Source organism: Burkholderia sp. IMCC1007, assembly GCF_027257875.1.
In the GTDB taxonomy this organism is placed as follows: Bacteria; Pseudomonadota; Gammaproteobacteria; order Burkholderiales; family Burkholderiaceae; genus Burkholderia.
The window spans coordinates 1-13,947 of record NZ_JAPVQY010000069.1 but is presented as its reverse complement, the minus strand read 5'-3'; the positions used below and the strand labels follow the sequence as shown (position 1 = coordinate 13,947).

Below are 13,947 nucleotides of genomic sequence, written 5' to 3'. Positions count from 1 at the left end.
GCGGCTCCGCATGAATTGGCAGAGTCGATGGCCGAATTTCGAACCAGGCAGGAGATACTGGCGCGCGACCACGCCATACGTGTGCTGCTTCTGTACCCGTGTAGAGCATGCTGGATGATCGGCCCTCGACGAGGCTCGTTCCGTTGGATGAGTCCGTCAGCGTATTTTTCGCGAACGCCCAACGCAATCAGACACGTTCGAAAAACGAGCATGCAGCGCGAAAACCCTGCCGCGCCCGACGAGTATTGCCGCGTCAGTGTCAGCGCCACCCCAGCAGCACCCGCCCCATCGCATCGAGCCCCATGTCGAACAGGTGCGACACGAACGGCACGAGGTTCGGGATCATCAGTTGCACGAGCAACAGTCCGACCAGCATCGTCACCGGAAAGCCGATCTGGAAGATGCCGATCTGCGGCGCCGCCCGGTTCAGGATCCCGAGCGCGAGGTTCGCGATCAGCAGCGCCGCGACCACCGGCAGCGCGAGCAGCAGCCCCATCTCGAACACGGTCGCGCCGAACGCGGTGAGCGTGCGCCAGCCGGGCGCGTGCAGCAGGCCGGCGGACACCGGCAGCGACTGGAACGACGCGGCGAGCGCCGCGAACACCTGCAGGTGGCCGTCCACCGCGAGGAACGCGAGCATCGCGATCGCGTTCAGGAACCGGCCCATCGCCGGTGTCGCGCCGCTCGTGTGCGGGTCGAAGAAGGTCGCGAAGCCGAGCCCCATCGACAGCCCGATGAAGTCGCCGGCCGCCTCGACGGCCGCGAACACGATCTGCATCGTGAAGCCCATCGCCGCGCCGATCAGGAACTGCGTGACGATGATCCAGATGCCCTGCGCGGAAAACACGGTGACACCGGGCATCGCACCGAGCGTCGGCGCGACGACCAGCGCGATGAACGCGGCCACGCCGATCTTCACGCGCACCGGCACCGACGCGTGACCGACGACGGGGGCCGTCGCGACGAGCGCGAGGATCCGCACGAACGGCCACAGGAAGGCGGTCAGCCAGCCGTTGAGCTGCGCGTAGGTAACCGAGAACATCGCCGGGGAAGCGGGCCTGGCGCGCCGGTCAGCCGGCGCCGAGCGTCGCGACGTGCAGCAGCGTCTGCCGCAGGTAGTCGAGCATCGTCGTCAGCATCCACGGGCCGGCGATCACGAGCGTCGCGGCCACCGCGAGCAGCTTCGGGATGAACGACAGCGTCGATTCGTTGATCTGCGTCGCGGCCTGGAACAGGCTCACGACGAGGCCGACCGCGAGCGCGACCAGCAGCAGCGGCGCGGCGAGCAGCAGGCCGACCATCATCGCCTGGTGCGCGAGCGTCATCACTTGTTCGGGTGTCATCGCGCGATTCCTCCGCCGCTCACATGAAACTCTGCGCGAGCGAGCTGATCAGCAGCTGCCAGCCATCGACCAGCACGAACAGCATCAGCTTGAACGGCAGCGACACGGTGGATGGCGACACCATCATCATCCCCATCGACATCAGCACGCTCGCGACGACCATGTCGATGATCAGGAACGGAATGAAGATCGTGAAGCCGATCTGGAAGCCGGTCTTCAGCTCGCTCGTGACGAACGCCGGCACCAGCAGCGACAGCGGCACGTCTTCCGGGCCCTGCATCGGCGCGGCCTTCGAGATCTTCGCGAACAGCGCGAGATCGGTCTCGCGGGTCTGCTTCAGCATGAAGGTCTTGAACGGCGCGACGCCCCGCTGCACGGCCTGCTCCATCGGCAGCCCGCCGTCGGAGAACGGCTTGTAGCCGTCGGTATACGCCTTGTCGAGCACCGGCGACATCACGAAGAAGGTGAGGAACATCGCGAGGCCGACCAGCACCTGGTTCGGCGGCGTCGTCGCGGTGCCGAGCGCCTGGCGCAGCAGCGACAGCACGATGATGATGCGCGTGAAGCTCGTCATCATCAGCAGCATCGCCGGCAGGAACGACAGCATCGTGAGCAGCAGCATCGTCTGCACGCTCAGCGAATAGGTGGTGCCGCCGTTCGGGCCCGGGCTCGTGTTGAACGCGGGCAGGCCGGCCGCCTGCGCGCACGCGAGCGCGGGGGCGAGGCCGAGGATCAGCACGGGCGCGAAGCGCGCCGCGCGGCGCAGGAATGCGTGTTTCATCGAAATGCAGGAACGGAGAGAGGGCACGGCGGGATCTCAGCGGTCTTTGCCGCGCCCGAGACGTTTCGCGGCTTCGCCCGCGAGCGCGTCGCGAAAGCGCGCGCCGAACGTGCCGGGCAGCCCGCGGTCTGCCGATGCGGCGCCGGCGGGGGCATCGGGTGCGGCGGACGCCGCCGTCAGCGCCGCCGAGCCGGCCGGCAGCGTATGCAGCAGCCGCACGTTGCCCGGCGCGACGCCGAGCACGAGCCAGGTGTCGCCGATCTCGACGATCGTCGCGCTTTCCTTCGCGCCGAGCCCGACGCTCGACACGACCTTCAGCGGGCCGCCCCGCCGCGCGGGCTGGAACCCGAAGCGGCGCGCGAGCCACGCGCAGCCGAACACGAGGCCGATCACGACCGCGAGCCCGACGAGCGTCTGCAGCACCGCGCCGATGCCGAGCGACGGCGCGGCCGAACCGACGACGACGCCCGACGCGATCGCGCCGGCGCGGTTCACCGCGTTCATGTCGGCGGCGCCGGCCGGCGTACCGGCGAGCGACGCGGCGACGGCCACGGCCGCCGCCGCGCTCGCGCCCCACACGCGGCGGCCGGGCTTTGCTGCGTTCATCGATTCAGCTTCCGGATGCGTTCGGCCGGCGTGATGATGTCGGTCAGCCGGATCCCGAACTTGTCGTTGACGACGACCACTTCGCCCTGCGCGATCAGGCAGCCGTTCACGAGCACGTCCATCGGCTCGCCGGCGAGGCCGTCGAGCTCGACGACCGACCCCTGCGCGAGCTGCAGCAGGTTGCGGATCGCGATCTTCGTGCGGCCGAGCTCGACGGTCATCTTGACCGGGATGTCGAGAATCATCTCGATGTCGTTGTGCGTCGAGCTCGGCGCGGCCTTCGACAGCGGCTGGAACACGCCGGCGCCCGTCGCGCCCGCCTGCACCGGCTGCTGGTTCTGCTCGGCGAGCGCGGCGGCCCAGTCGTCCATGCCAGGGTCCGCCTGCGCGGCGGCAGCCGATTCCGCGAGTGCCGCGTCGGCGAGCGCCTGCGGGTCGAGTTCGGGCGTCTGGTTCAGCTCACTCATATCCACCTTCCTTCATCGTGTCGCCCGCGCTGATCATCTTCTGCACGCGCAACGCATATTGACCATTGAAAATGCCGTAACCGCATTCCATCACCGGCACGCCGTCGACCTTCGCGACGATCGTGTCCGCGATCTCCAGCGGCAGCACGTCGCCCGTACGCAGGTTCAGGATCTTCTCGAAGTTCGTCGCGATCTCGGCGAGGTCCGCGCTCAGCTCGACCTCGGCGGCCTGCACCTGCTGCGACAGCACGCGCACCCAGCGGCGGTCGACTTCGAGCGCCTCGCCCTGGATCGGCGAGCTCAGCACGTCGCGGATCGGCTCGATCATCGAGTACGGCATGCAGATGTGCAGCGTGCCGCCGGTCGGCCCGAACTCGATCGAGAACTGCGTGACGATCACGATCTCGTTCGGCGTCGCGACGTTCGCGAACTGCGTGTGCATCTCCGAGCGCACGAATTCGAACTGCAGCGGCCGCACGCTCTTCCACGCGTTCGCGTACTGCTCGAACACGAGGTTCAGCAGCTTGCCGATGATCCGCTGCTCGGTCGCCGTGAAATCGCGGCCCTCGACGCGGGTGTGAAACCGCCCGTCGCCGCCGAACAGGTTGTCGACGACGAAGAACACGAGGTTCGGATCGAACACGAACAGCGACGTGCCGCGCAGCGGCTTCACGTGCACGAGGTTCAGGTTCGTCGGAATCGGCAGGTTGCGGGTGAACTCGCTGTACTTCTGCACCTTCACCTGGCTCACGGAAATTTCCGCCGTGCGCCGCATGAAGTTGAAGATGCCGATCCGCAATAGCCGCGCGAAGCGGTCGTTGATGATCTCGAGGCCGGGCATCCGGCCGCGGACGATCCGCTCCTGCGTCGCGATGTCGTAGGGGCGGACGCCCGACGTGTCGCGCTGCTCGTCGACTGTATCGGTTTCGCCCGTGACGCCCTTGAGGAGGGCATCGACCTCCTCCTGGGACATGAACTCCTGGTGGCCCATGCGCGCTCCTTTTTCGGCCGCGTTACTGGACGACGAATTCGGTGAACAGCACGTCGTCGACCTTCGCGCGCTCGTTGCCCGGCTGCGTCGGTTGCCCGATCAGCTCCCGCAGTTCCTTCGCGAGCGCACGCTTGCCGTCCGGCGTCGCGAGCTCCTCGGGACGCTTGTTCGACAGCGCGAGCAGGATCCGGCTGCGGATTTCCGGCATCCGCGCGGTCAGCTGCTCCTGCGCCTTCGGGTCGGTGAGCTTCAGCGACAGGCCGACGCGCAGGTAGTGCTGCACGCCGTCGTCCGACTGCAGGTTCACGGTCAGCGGGTCGAGCGGGAAGAACACCGGCGCGGCGAGCGGCGCCGGCGCGGCGTGCGTGCCCGGATGGCCGACGTCTGCCTTGCTCATGAACACGTACATGCCGGCGGCGGCAGCGGCGGCCGCGCCCACCGCGATGGCGGCGATGAGCGCGATGCGCTTGAACTTGCCCGATGAAGCCGGCTTGTCGGCAGTCGGGTTTGCGGTCGTGGTGGCCATGTGAATGCGTGCGTGATATCTCGTAGCATGCATTGTTCGGCATCCGGGCCGGACGCGATGGGCGGAAAAGAGGGGGGATTTGCGGCTATCTCAGCCGATTGTCGGCCGGGTGCCGGCTCGATGCAGGGTGGCAGCGGCGCGGAAGCGGCCGCGTGGAACGGGGCGCGGCCGGCGGGTGCGCGGGCCGCGAAGCGAAGCGGCGGGCCGGGGCGGGCTGCGGCGCCCGCTCGTACATCGTCAGATCGGCAGCAACGACAGCAGCGGCGCGATCAGCACCATCGCGACGCCCGCGATCATCATCGTGAGGCTCGACACGACGCCTTCCTCGCTGCCGATCTCGCGCGCCTTCGCGGTGCCCACGCCATGGGCGGCCGCGCCGAACAGCGCACCGCGCGCGAGCCGCGTGCGCATCGGCACCAGCGCGAGCACGATTTCGCCGAGCAGCATCCCGCAGATGCCGGTCGCGATCACGAACAGCGCGGTGAGATCCTTCGGCGCGTGGATCTTGTCGGACACGGCGAGCGCAAACGGGGTCGACACGGAACGCGTCATCAGCGAGCGCTGCAGCTCCGGCGACAGGTGCAGCAGCTTCGCGAGCAGCAGCGATCCGCACACGCCCGCGCCGATCCCGACCGCGACGCCGACCGACAGCGACAGCCAGTGGCGGCGGATCAGGTCGCGATACTCGTAGATCGGCACCGCGAACGCGATCGTCGCCGGGCCGAGCAGCCACATCAGCCAGCGCGTGTCGCGGAAGTAGACCGAATACGGGGTGCCGGTCAGCAGCACGAGCAGCACCAGCACGCCCGGCACGAACACGAGCGGCGAGAACAGCAGCGTCTTCTTGTATGCGTAGAGCCGCTTCGATGCGAAATACAGCGCGACCGTCAGCACGAAGCAGCCGACGGAGATCGCGGTATTCACGTGATCGGCGGACAGGTTCGACAGCGGCGCGAACATCGCAGGCTCCGGGTCAGTGGGCGGACACGGTGGCGAGGCGCGCGCGGCGGCGTTCGGCGAACACACGCTGCGCGGCGAGCCGGCGTTCGAGCTTCGCGGCGAGGTCGACCGCAACGGCCACCGCGACCATCACGAATGCGGTGCCGGCCAGCATGACCAGCGCGATGCGCCAGCCGTCCTCGCGGAACAGGCCGCCGTACTGGACCGCCGCGACGGCGGCCGGCACGAAGAACAGCAGCATGTCGGACAGCAGCCAGTTCGCGCCGTCCTTCACCCATGCCGGCGCGACGCGGCCCGAAAACAGCAGCGCGAGCAGCACCGCGAGGCCGATCACGCCGGACGGCACGGGCAGCCCGACCGCGCGCACGGCCCAGTCGACCGCCATCCACAGCACGCCGAGCGCGGTGGCCTGCAGCACGATCCGGCCCGTACGCGTAACGTTGCCGGAAGCAGCGGGGCGGGCGGCGGCAGTGGCGGTCGGCGTGTTCATTGCGGGCTCCATACAGACGATTCTGTCAATGGCGCAAGTATAGGGTTTCCCCTAACCATAAATAAAATGACTTGTCTCTATCCTTGTCATTCCGATTCGGAATTCAGTCGCGGCTTGCCGCACCAATGTGGGGAGTGATCGATGGAATTGCGCGCGCTGCGGTACTTCGTCGAGGTGGTCCGTCAGCAGAGTTTCACCGCGGCCGCCGACCGGCTGTTCGTCACGCAGCCGACCATCAGCAAGATGGTGAAGGCGCTCGAGGACGAGATCGGCTCGCCGCTGCTGCTGCGCGACGGCCGGCAGATGGTGCTGACCGATGCGGGGCGGATCGTGTTCCAGCGCGGCCAGGACGTGCTCGCCGCGCAGGCCCAGCTGCAATCGGAGCTGAAGGATCTCGGCACGCTCGGGCGCGGCGAGCTGACGATCGGCATCCCGCCGCTCGGCGGATCGTTGTTCACGCCGATCATCGCCGCGTACAAGCAGCGCTATCCGAACATCGAGCTGAAGCTGTTCGAGCAGGGCGCGCGGATGATCGAGGCCGCGCTGATGTCGGGCGAGCTGGAGCTCGGCGGGCTGCTGGAGCCCGTCGACCCCGGCACGTTCGACCGGCTGCCGATGGTGCATGCACCACTGTGGCTCGTCGCGCCGCGCGAGTCGCGCTGGGAGGATCACGCGGCCGTGCCGCTCGCCGATCTGGCGCGCGAGTCGTTCGTGTTCTACGCGGAAAGCCTCGCGCTGCACGACGCGGTGCTCGATGCGTGCCGGCAGGTCGGCTTCACGCCGTCGATCGTGAGCCGCAGCGGCCACTGGGATTTCATGGCCGCGCTGGTGCACGCGGGCGTCGGCATCGCGCTGCTGCCGGAGCCGTACTGCCGGCGGCTGGATGCGGGGCAGTTCACGTGCCGGCCGATCGTCGAGCCGGAGATCACATGGGCGATCGCGCTGGGCTGGCTGAAGAAGGGGTATCTGTCGCACGCGGCGCGGGCGTGGCTCGAGGTCGCGCGGGCGACGCTGCCGATCGCGTCGGGCGACGATCTCGCGTTCGGGGGATTGCGCGCGCGGGAGTGAGGCGCGCGACGCGGACGGAAGTCAGACGTGCCCGGCAACCGATCCGGCGGCTACCGCCCGGTCTCCGCGTTCAATGCCCCATCGCGGGCCCCGCCCCCTTCCTCGGCTTCGTGATCCACACGAGCGCGGCCAGCACGATGAACACGCCGGCCGACAGGTGGAAGAAGTCGTTGGTCGCCATCATGAAGCCCTGCTGCGTGACGAGCTGGTTGAGCTGCGCATTGGCCGTCTGCCCGACGATGCCGAGCTGCGCGAGCGCGCCCTGGTAGTCGGTCGTGTTCTGCGCGTAGACGCTCACCGATTCCGACAGCCGCGCGTGGTGGTAGATCGCGTCGTTCTCCCAGAACGTCGAGCTGGCCGCGGTGCCGATCGCGCCCGACAGCGTGCGCAGGAAGTTCGACAGCCCCGACGCGCTCGCGAGCCGTTCGTCCGGGATGCTCGACAGCGTGATCGTCGTCATCGGCACGAAGAAACACGCGACGCCGATCCCTTGCACGAGCCGCGGCAGGATCACGTGGTTGAACGGCACGTCGAGCGTGAACGTCGAGTTCCAGACCGACACGATCGCGAACACGATGAACGCGAAGCACGCGACCATCCGCAGGTCGAGCCGGTGCATGTTGCGCCCGATCAGCGGCGACAGCACGAGCGCGAGCAGCCCGACCGGCGCGGTCGCGAGGCCGGCCTTGCCGGCCGTGTAGCCCATCACCGTCTGCAGCCACAGCGGGAAGATCACGACCGAGCCGAAGAACGCCATGAAACCGAACGAGATGATCAGCGCGCCGAGTGCGAAGTTGCGGTCCTTGAACAGCGACAGGTCGACCACCGGCTCCTTCTCGGTCGCCTCCCACACGAGCATGAACGCGAGCGACACGACCGCGATCAGCGCGAGCGCGACGATGAAGGTCGAGTTGAACCAGTCGCGGTCCTTGCCGAGGTCGAGCATCATCTGCAGGCACGACACGCCGATCACGAGCAGCGCAAGGCCGATCGCGTCGATGCGCTGTTTCGTCGTCTTCGTCTCGCGGCCGCGCAGCAGGAAGTACGCGCAGGCCGCGGAGAAGATGCCGATCGGCAGGTTGATGTAGAAAATCCACGGCCACGTGTAGTTGTCGCTGATCCAGCCGCCCAGCAGCGGGCCGAAAATCGGCGCGACGATCACCGTCATCGCCCATAGCCCGAGCGCGAGCCCGCGTTTCGCGGGCGGATAGCTGCGCATCAGGATCGTCTGCGACAGCGGCACCATCGGGCCCGACACGAGACCCTGCAGCAGCCGGAACGCGATCAGCGTCTCGAAGTTCGATGCGAGGCCGCACAGCGCCGACGCGATCGTGAACGCGAGCACCGACAGCGTGAAGAGGCGCACCTCGCCGACCCGCCGCGCGAGCCAGCCGGTGAGCGGCACCGCGATCGCGGATGCGACCGAATACGACGAGATCACCCACGTGCCTTCGCTCGTCGCGACGCCGAGGCTGCCCGAGATGGTCGGCACCGCGACGTTCGCGATCGACGTGTCCAGCACTTCCATGAAGGTGCCGAGCGCGAGCCCGACGGTGAGCAGCGCGAGCGCGCCGCCGGTGAGCGGTGCGGGTTCGGCGGCGGGCGGCGCGGCGGATGCCGTGGTGGCGGACATCGGAATCTCCTAGACGCGGCGCGCGGAACGCGCCGGCACAGCGCACGGGCGCGCGATACCGCGCGGCCCGTCCGGATGGATCAGGGTGACAGGGGAGCGAACGACCACATGCCGCGTCATCTTCTGCCCAGACAGAGAAATAAGCGAATATTTAACCTAGACATCGTCTCTCCGTGCGCTCAGCGATCGGGATCGACGGGGGACGGGCAGCCGACGTCGCCGGGCCCGTTCGCGATGAAGCGTTGCAGCAGGCCGATGAGCGTCGCGAGTTCGTCGGCCGAGAAGCCGGCGAGCTGCGCGTTCAGCGCGGTGGCGATCAGCGACGGCAGCGCGCGGGCCGCGTCGGCCCCGCGCTCGGTGAGCGTCAGCTCGATCATCCGGCGGTCCTGTTCGCTGCGCGAGCGTGCAACGAGGCCCTTGCGCTCGAGGCGGTCGAGCATCCGCGTCATCGATCCGCTGTCGTACGACATCTTGCGCGACAGCTCGAACGGCGTGCGCGCGTAGCCGCGCGACAACAGCAGGATCACGCCGATCTGCTGCGCGGTGAGGTCGAACGGCTCGAGCGCGCGGTCCATCCGCTCGACGAGCGCCTGCCGGGCCTTGGTCAGGTAATAACCGAGGCTCGTTTCCAGTGCGATGGTGTCGGGATCGTAGAGGCCGCCGTTCATGCGATTGCGCGCGCAGCAACAGTGCGTTTCAGGTCAAAACGCGCCCAGTATCTTGAAAAATGATTGCTTAGTCAATATTATTTCAGTCAACCAGTTACGACGTGCATGTTGCACTGCCGGAGACTATGTTCTGACCGCTTCGCCCGCGCTGCCGGGCCCCCGAGGATGTTCGCGATGCTGTTCCTGAAAAATGCCGCCGGCGCGCTGCGCCGCAATCTGACCGATACCACTCATCATGTGTTTTCCGGGCCGCACCGCGGCTGGAAAATCGCGCTGTACGTGACGATGCTGGTGCTGCCGGGAGGATCGCTCGCGGCGCTCGGGTTCGCATGGTTCGATCATCGCCGGCAGCGCAATGCGAAGGCCGCCGCCCGCCGCACGAGCCAGCCGTCGGCCGCGGAGCCGTCATCATGGCGGTCAGCCGCCGAATCCGTCCCGGTGCCCGTGCGCTGCCACTGACGCCACCCGCATCACGCCGCTCCCGCCATCCTGACTGAACGCCGGCCGCGCGATGCGCGGCCCGTCGCCGTGCCCGCCGCTTGCCGGCGTCTGCCGCTGTCGCCGCCCGCAAGCGATCCGTAATGGCCCGTAAACCGGCCGGCCGCGGCGGTAACACATTCGGGCCGTTGCGCACCGTACCCTTAGGGCTGCGCGGCCACTCCGCCGTCAGTTACCATTTGTCCGCCAGCGGCACGACGACCGCATCGCGCGACGCCGCTTGGCCGTCGTCGCGCCCAGACAGGAAAACCACGATGCCGTACGCCTCCCTCCCGCGCGCCCTTCGCCCGCTGAGCGCCGCCGTCGCCGTTGCGACGGCCGTGCTGCTCGCCGGCTGCGCCGTCGGGCCCGACTATCATCGCCCCGACACGTCGATCCCGGCCGCATACAAGGAAGCGCCGGCCGGCTGGAAGGTCGCGCAGCCCGCCGATCGCACCGACCGCGGCCCATGGTGGACCGTCTACAACGATCCGCAGCTCGACGCGCTGATCGACAAGCTCAACGCATCGAACCAGACCATCGCGCAATCGGCCGCCGCGTACCGGCAGGCCCGTGCGCTCGTCACCGAGGCGCGCGCCGCATATTTCCCGACCGTCGGGCTGAGCGCGTCGGCGTCGCGCTCCCGGTCGGGGCGCGCGTCGGCGTCGTCGGGCACGTCGTCGAATTTCGGCAGTGGCGGGTCGATCAGCAACAGTTACAGCGTCGGCCTCGACGCGAGCTGGGAGCCGGACCTGTGGGGCAAGGTGAGCCGCACCGTGAGCGCGCAGCGCGCCGGCGAAGCGGCCGCCGCGGCCGAGCTCGCGAACGCGCGGCTGTCGCAGCAGGCGCTGCTCGCGCAAACCTATTTCCAGCTGCGCACGTCCGATGCGCTGCAGAAGCTGCTCGACGACACCGTGAAGTCGTACGGCGAATCGCTGAAGCTCACGCAGAACCAGTACGCGCAGGGCGTGGCCGCGCGCGCGGACGTGATCCAGGCGCAGACGCAGCTGCAGAGCGCGCAGGCGGCGGCGATCGAAAACGGCGTCGCGCGCGCGCAGTACGAGCATGCGATCGCGACGCTGATCGGCGAACCGGCGTCCACGTTCTCGCTGCCGCCGAACCCGCTCACGGCCGAACCGCCGATCACGCCGGTCGACGTGCCGTCCGCGATCCTCGAGCGCCGGCCCGACGTCGCGGCGGCCGAGCGCCGCGCGGCCGCCGCGAACGAGCAGATCGGCGTCGCGATTTCCGCGTTCTTCCCGACGCTCACGCTGTCGGCAAGCGGCGGCTTCGAGAGTTCGGTGTGGTCGCAGCTGTTCACGCTGCCCGCACGGTTCTGGACGGTCGGCCCGCAGCTCGCCGCGACGCTGTTCGACGCGGGCCTGCGCGCCGCGCAGACGGAGGCCGCCCGCGCAACCTACGACGAGAACGTCGCCGCGTATCGCCTCGCGGTGCTCACCGCGTTCCAGGACGTCGAGGACAACCTCGCGTCGCAACGCATCCTCGCGCAGGAAGTGGACGTGCAGCGGCAGGCCGTCGACAGCGCCGAGCACGCGCTCGCGATCGTCACGAACCAGTACAAGGCCGGCACGGTCGCGTACCTGAACGTGCTGACCGCGCAGACCACGGCGTTTACCGCGCAGCAGAAGCTGGCGACGATCTCCGGCCAGCGGATGGTGTCGTCGGTCGGGCTCGTGAAGGCGCTCGGCGGCGGCTGGAATACGTCGGAGATGACGCGCGAAACGGGCGACATGGCCGCGCCGGCACCGGCGTCGGGTGCGGCGGCGCCGGCCGCGACCGCACCGGCGGCCACCGCGCCGCTCGCGCAGAAGTAGGCGCAGGAACGGAAAGGAGCGACGCCGCTGCGCGCGTCAGCGCATCGCGTCGCCGAAGATCAGCGACACCTGGTTGTTGCCGATCGGATGGCCGAGCAGGTTCAGCAGCCCGGCGAGGTTCGCCTGCTGCTCCGGCGCCGCGTGCGCGGTGCCGCGGAACGATCCCTGGCCGGGGCCGAAGCTGCCGTGTCCGTCGAGGAACAGCGGCCCCTGCGTCGTCGACAGGTCGAGATCGGCACCCGTTCCCTTCGCCTGCAGCACCGCACGGTACGACCCGAGCGGCTTCACGCGCGACACGCGCGAACTCATCGAATCGATCGTCACCGTCAGCTGGCCGTACGCGTTGTTGCCGAGCAGGCGCCAGTCGGTCCAGCCGAGCCGCACGTCGCCCTGCAGGTCGAGCGTGTTGAACGGCGTGCCGAGCCCGGCGAGCAGCGACGCGGGCACGGCCATCGTGCCCGCCGACAGCACTGCGCCGCGCCACGTCGCGTCGAGCGTGACCGCATCGGGCATCGCGTCGGTTTGCCGCATGCGCATCTGCACGCGGCCGGTCAGGAGCGGCCAGAAGCGCGTCGTCCATTCGACGCGGCCCGGCAGCAGCGTGGCCGCACTCTGGTCGGCGCCCGGCGCGAGCATCAGCGTGCCCGAGCCATGCCACAGCGATCCGTCCGGATCGACGAGATTCACGTGGCCGCCGGTCGCGCGCGCGAACTGCGGCGCGATCCATGCGGCCGGCGCGAGCGCGACGAGCGTCACGGCCGCCGCGAGCCCGCCTGCCGCCACCCACGGCAATGCGGCGACGAGCCGCCTGATCCCCGGCCTCATCGGCCGGCCGCTGCTGGTTTCATCCACTGCGTCATTTCTGCATCGAGGGTTGCATCACGGCCGTCAGGTCGACCTGGCCGTCTTCCTTCAGCCCGGTGACGTGCGCTTCGCCGACCTGCACCTTGAACTGCCGGCGCGCGTCGTCGAGCCACTGCGTCCACACCGGGAACGGCACGTTCTTCATCTGGATCTGCACGCCGTTGCCGACGACCTGCGTCTGCGCACCCTGCAGCCCGTGATCGGACAGCGACGCGGTGAGCGCGTCCTTCAGCGCGAGGCCGGTCGGCGCGACGCCTTGCGCGGCGGCGGCCAGCGACTTCGCCTCGTTGGCCTGCGCGGTCATCTCCGCGAGCTCGCGACGCATCGTCGGCAGCGCGTTGCGGATCCGCGCGCTGCCTTCCTGCGCGGGCGCCCACAGCACCGAATACGCGATCGCGATGACGAGCACGGCGCCGCCCCAGCCCAGCAGCGTCCTTTCGCGCTGCGTGCGCTCGCCCCAGAACTGCGCGAGCGTCTGGTTCAGTTGTTCGGTCTTCATGAGCGGCTCCGGATCGTCCATTTGCCGGTGCTGCTGTCGACTTCGCCGGCCAACCCGTTGCGTGCGAGACGCTGCGGGAAATCGGGGTCCACCTTGACCTCCGGCTTGAAGCCGACGTCGAGCCGCCGGTCGTGATAATCGAGCGACGCGATCCCGTTCAGCGGCAGCGGGCCCATCGAACGCGACAGCGCGCTCGACAGCGCGAGAAAATCGTTCGGCGACAGCTCGCCCGCCGCGACGCGCAGCTGGTCGAGCTGGCGCTGCATCTGCGCGGGCGGATCGAGCACCGTCGTCGTCTTCGGGAATGCGGACAGCAGCGTCTCGGTGATCTGCGCGGACAGCGCATCGCGTTCGCGCGACAGCTTCCACCAGTACAGGTTCATCCCGATCACGGCGACGCCGAGCGTCGTCGCGGCGAGGGCGATCGGCACGCGCAGGCGCTTGGCCGTCGCGCGGTCGAAGCGCCACGGCTGCGATTCGAATTCGAACTGGCACAGATCCAGGCGCTCGCCCAGCGCGCGCCGCGCGAATGCGTCGAACGGCAGCGGCTGCGCACCCGGCAGCAGCGGGCCATCGGCGGGGCCGACCGACGCGAGCCGCGGCTCCGCGCCCGGCTCGCCGAGTTCGTACAGTTCGACGTCGCCGCCGCCCGACAGCGCGGCGAGCGTGCCGCTTGCGCGCGCGGCAGGCGCGGCGAACCCTTCGCCGAGCGCGCCGCGCGCGATCGCGAGTTCGAGGC

At 69.0% G+C, this 13,947-nt stretch carries 17 protein-coding genes; 3 read left to right on the top strand and 14 right to left on the bottom strand.

Features of this window, described 5'->3' with window-relative positions; all coding sequences use genetic code 11:
- Positions 1–259 precede the first annotated feature (259 nt).
- From fliR to O1Q03_RS35000, 9 genes are all read right to left on the bottom strand, one after another.
- On the bottom strand, positions 260–1,042 hold the full coding sequence (fliR, locus tag O1Q03_RS35040) for a flagellar biosynthetic protein FliR (RefSeq protein ID WP_269509568.1): 783 nt from the start codon (positions 1,040–1,042) through the stop codon (positions 260–262).
- Between the two features lie 28 nt (positions 1,043–1,070).
- Positions 1,071–1,343: a flagellar biosynthesis protein FliQ gene (gene fliQ, locus O1Q03_RS35035; RefSeq protein WP_006750427.1), complete on the bottom strand. Its 273-nt coding sequence runs from the start codon at positions 1,341–1,343 to the stop codon at positions 1,071–1,073.
- Between the two features lie 19 nt (positions 1,344–1,362).
- A complete protein-coding gene (fliP, locus tag O1Q03_RS35030) occupies positions 1,363–2,124 on the bottom strand; it encodes a flagellar type III secretion system pore protein FliP (protein WP_269509566.1) in 762 nt (253 codons plus the stop codon).
- A 36-nt stretch (positions 2,125–2,160) separates the two neighbouring features.
- On the bottom strand, positions 2,161–2,730 hold the full coding sequence (gene fliO, locus O1Q03_RS35025; RefSeq protein WP_269509564.1) for a flagellar biosynthetic protein FliO: 570 nt from the start codon (positions 2,728–2,730) through the stop codon (positions 2,161–2,163).
- Entirely contained in the window at positions 2,727–3,197 is a 471-nt protein-coding gene (gene fliN / locus O1Q03_RS35020; RefSeq protein WP_269509562.1) for a flagellar motor switch protein FliN, read from the bottom strand. Before fliN ends, fliO begins: the two co-directional genes overlap by 4 nt.
- Complete coding sequence (gene fliM / locus O1Q03_RS35015; protein WP_269509560.1) at positions 3,190–4,188, bottom strand: flagellar motor switch protein FliM; 999 nt, start codon at positions 4,186–4,188, stop codon at positions 3,190–3,192. The genes fliN and fliM overlap by 8 nt, the downstream gene beginning before the upstream one ends.
- Positions 4,189–4,210: 22 nt before the next feature.
- Entirely contained in the window at positions 4,211–4,747 is a 537-nt protein-coding gene (gene fliL / locus O1Q03_RS35010; protein ID WP_269509558.1) for a flagellar basal body-associated protein FliL, read from the bottom strand.
- 204 nt (positions 4,748–4,951) lie between these two features.
- Entirely contained in the window at positions 4,952–5,674 is a 723-nt protein-coding gene (locus tag O1Q03_RS35005; protein ID WP_269509556.1) for an LrgB family protein, read from the bottom strand.
- Positions 5,675–5,687: 13 nt separating this feature from the next.
- Positions 5,688–6,164: a CidA/LrgA family protein gene (locus O1Q03_RS35000; RefSeq protein ID WP_269509554.1), complete on the bottom strand. Its 477-nt coding sequence runs from the start codon at positions 6,162–6,164 to the stop codon at positions 5,688–5,690.
- Between the two features lie 141 nt (positions 6,165–6,305).
- Between O1Q03_RS35000 and O1Q03_RS34995 the strand changes: the two genes are divergently transcribed.
- Positions 6,306–7,232 (top strand): LysR family transcriptional regulator, encoded by a 927-nt coding sequence (locus O1Q03_RS34995; protein WP_269509552.1) that lies wholly within the window; start codon positions 6,306–6,308, stop codon positions 7,230–7,232.
- Between the two features lie 70 nt (positions 7,233–7,302).
- On the opposite strand, the gene O1Q03_RS34990 is transcribed toward O1Q03_RS34995, so the two are convergent.
- Complete coding sequence (locus O1Q03_RS34990; protein ID WP_269509550.1) at positions 7,303–8,865, bottom strand: DHA2 family efflux MFS transporter permease subunit; 1,563 nt, start codon at positions 8,863–8,865, stop codon at positions 7,303–7,305.
- A 179-nt stretch (positions 8,866–9,044) separates the two neighbouring features.
- Complete coding sequence (locus O1Q03_RS34985) at positions 9,045–9,533, bottom strand: MarR family winged helix-turn-helix transcriptional regulator (RefSeq protein WP_269509548.1); 489 nt, start codon at positions 9,531–9,533, stop codon at positions 9,045–9,047.
- A gap of 174 nt (positions 9,534–9,707) precedes the next feature.
- Here O1Q03_RS34985 and O1Q03_RS34980 point away from each other — a divergent pair, with 174 nt between their 5' ends.
- Together O1Q03_RS34980 and O1Q03_RS34975 are read left to right on the top strand one after the other, a co-directional pair.
- A complete protein-coding gene (locus O1Q03_RS34980) occupies positions 9,708–9,992 on the top strand; it encodes a multidrug ABC transporter ATPase (protein WP_269509616.1) in 285 nt (94 codons plus the stop codon).
- Positions 9,993–10,285: 293 nt separating this feature from the next.
- Positions 10,286–11,845: an efflux transporter outer membrane subunit gene (locus tag O1Q03_RS34975; RefSeq protein WP_269509546.1), complete on the top strand. Its 1,560-nt coding sequence runs from the start codon at positions 10,286–10,288 to the stop codon at positions 11,843–11,845.
- A gap of 36 nt (positions 11,846–11,881) precedes the next feature.
- Here O1Q03_RS34975 and O1Q03_RS34970 read toward each other — a convergent pair whose 3' ends face one another.
- The 3 genes from O1Q03_RS34970 to gspL all read right to left on the bottom strand — a co-directional run.
- On the bottom strand, positions 11,882–12,670 hold the full coding sequence (locus tag O1Q03_RS34970; RefSeq protein ID WP_269509614.1) for a type II secretion system protein N: 789 nt from the start codon (positions 12,668–12,670) through the stop codon (positions 11,882–11,884).
- A gap of 31 nt (positions 12,671–12,701) precedes the next feature.
- Positions 12,702–13,208: a type II secretion system protein M gene (locus O1Q03_RS34965; RefSeq protein ID WP_269509544.1), complete on the bottom strand. Its 507-nt coding sequence runs from the start codon at positions 13,206–13,208 to the stop codon at positions 12,702–12,704.
- The coding region (gene gspL, locus O1Q03_RS34960) for a type II secretion system protein GspL (RefSeq protein ID WP_269509542.1) at positions 13,205–13,947 on the bottom strand (743 nt) is incomplete at its 5' end. The genes gspL and O1Q03_RS34965, both read right to left, overlap by 4 nt.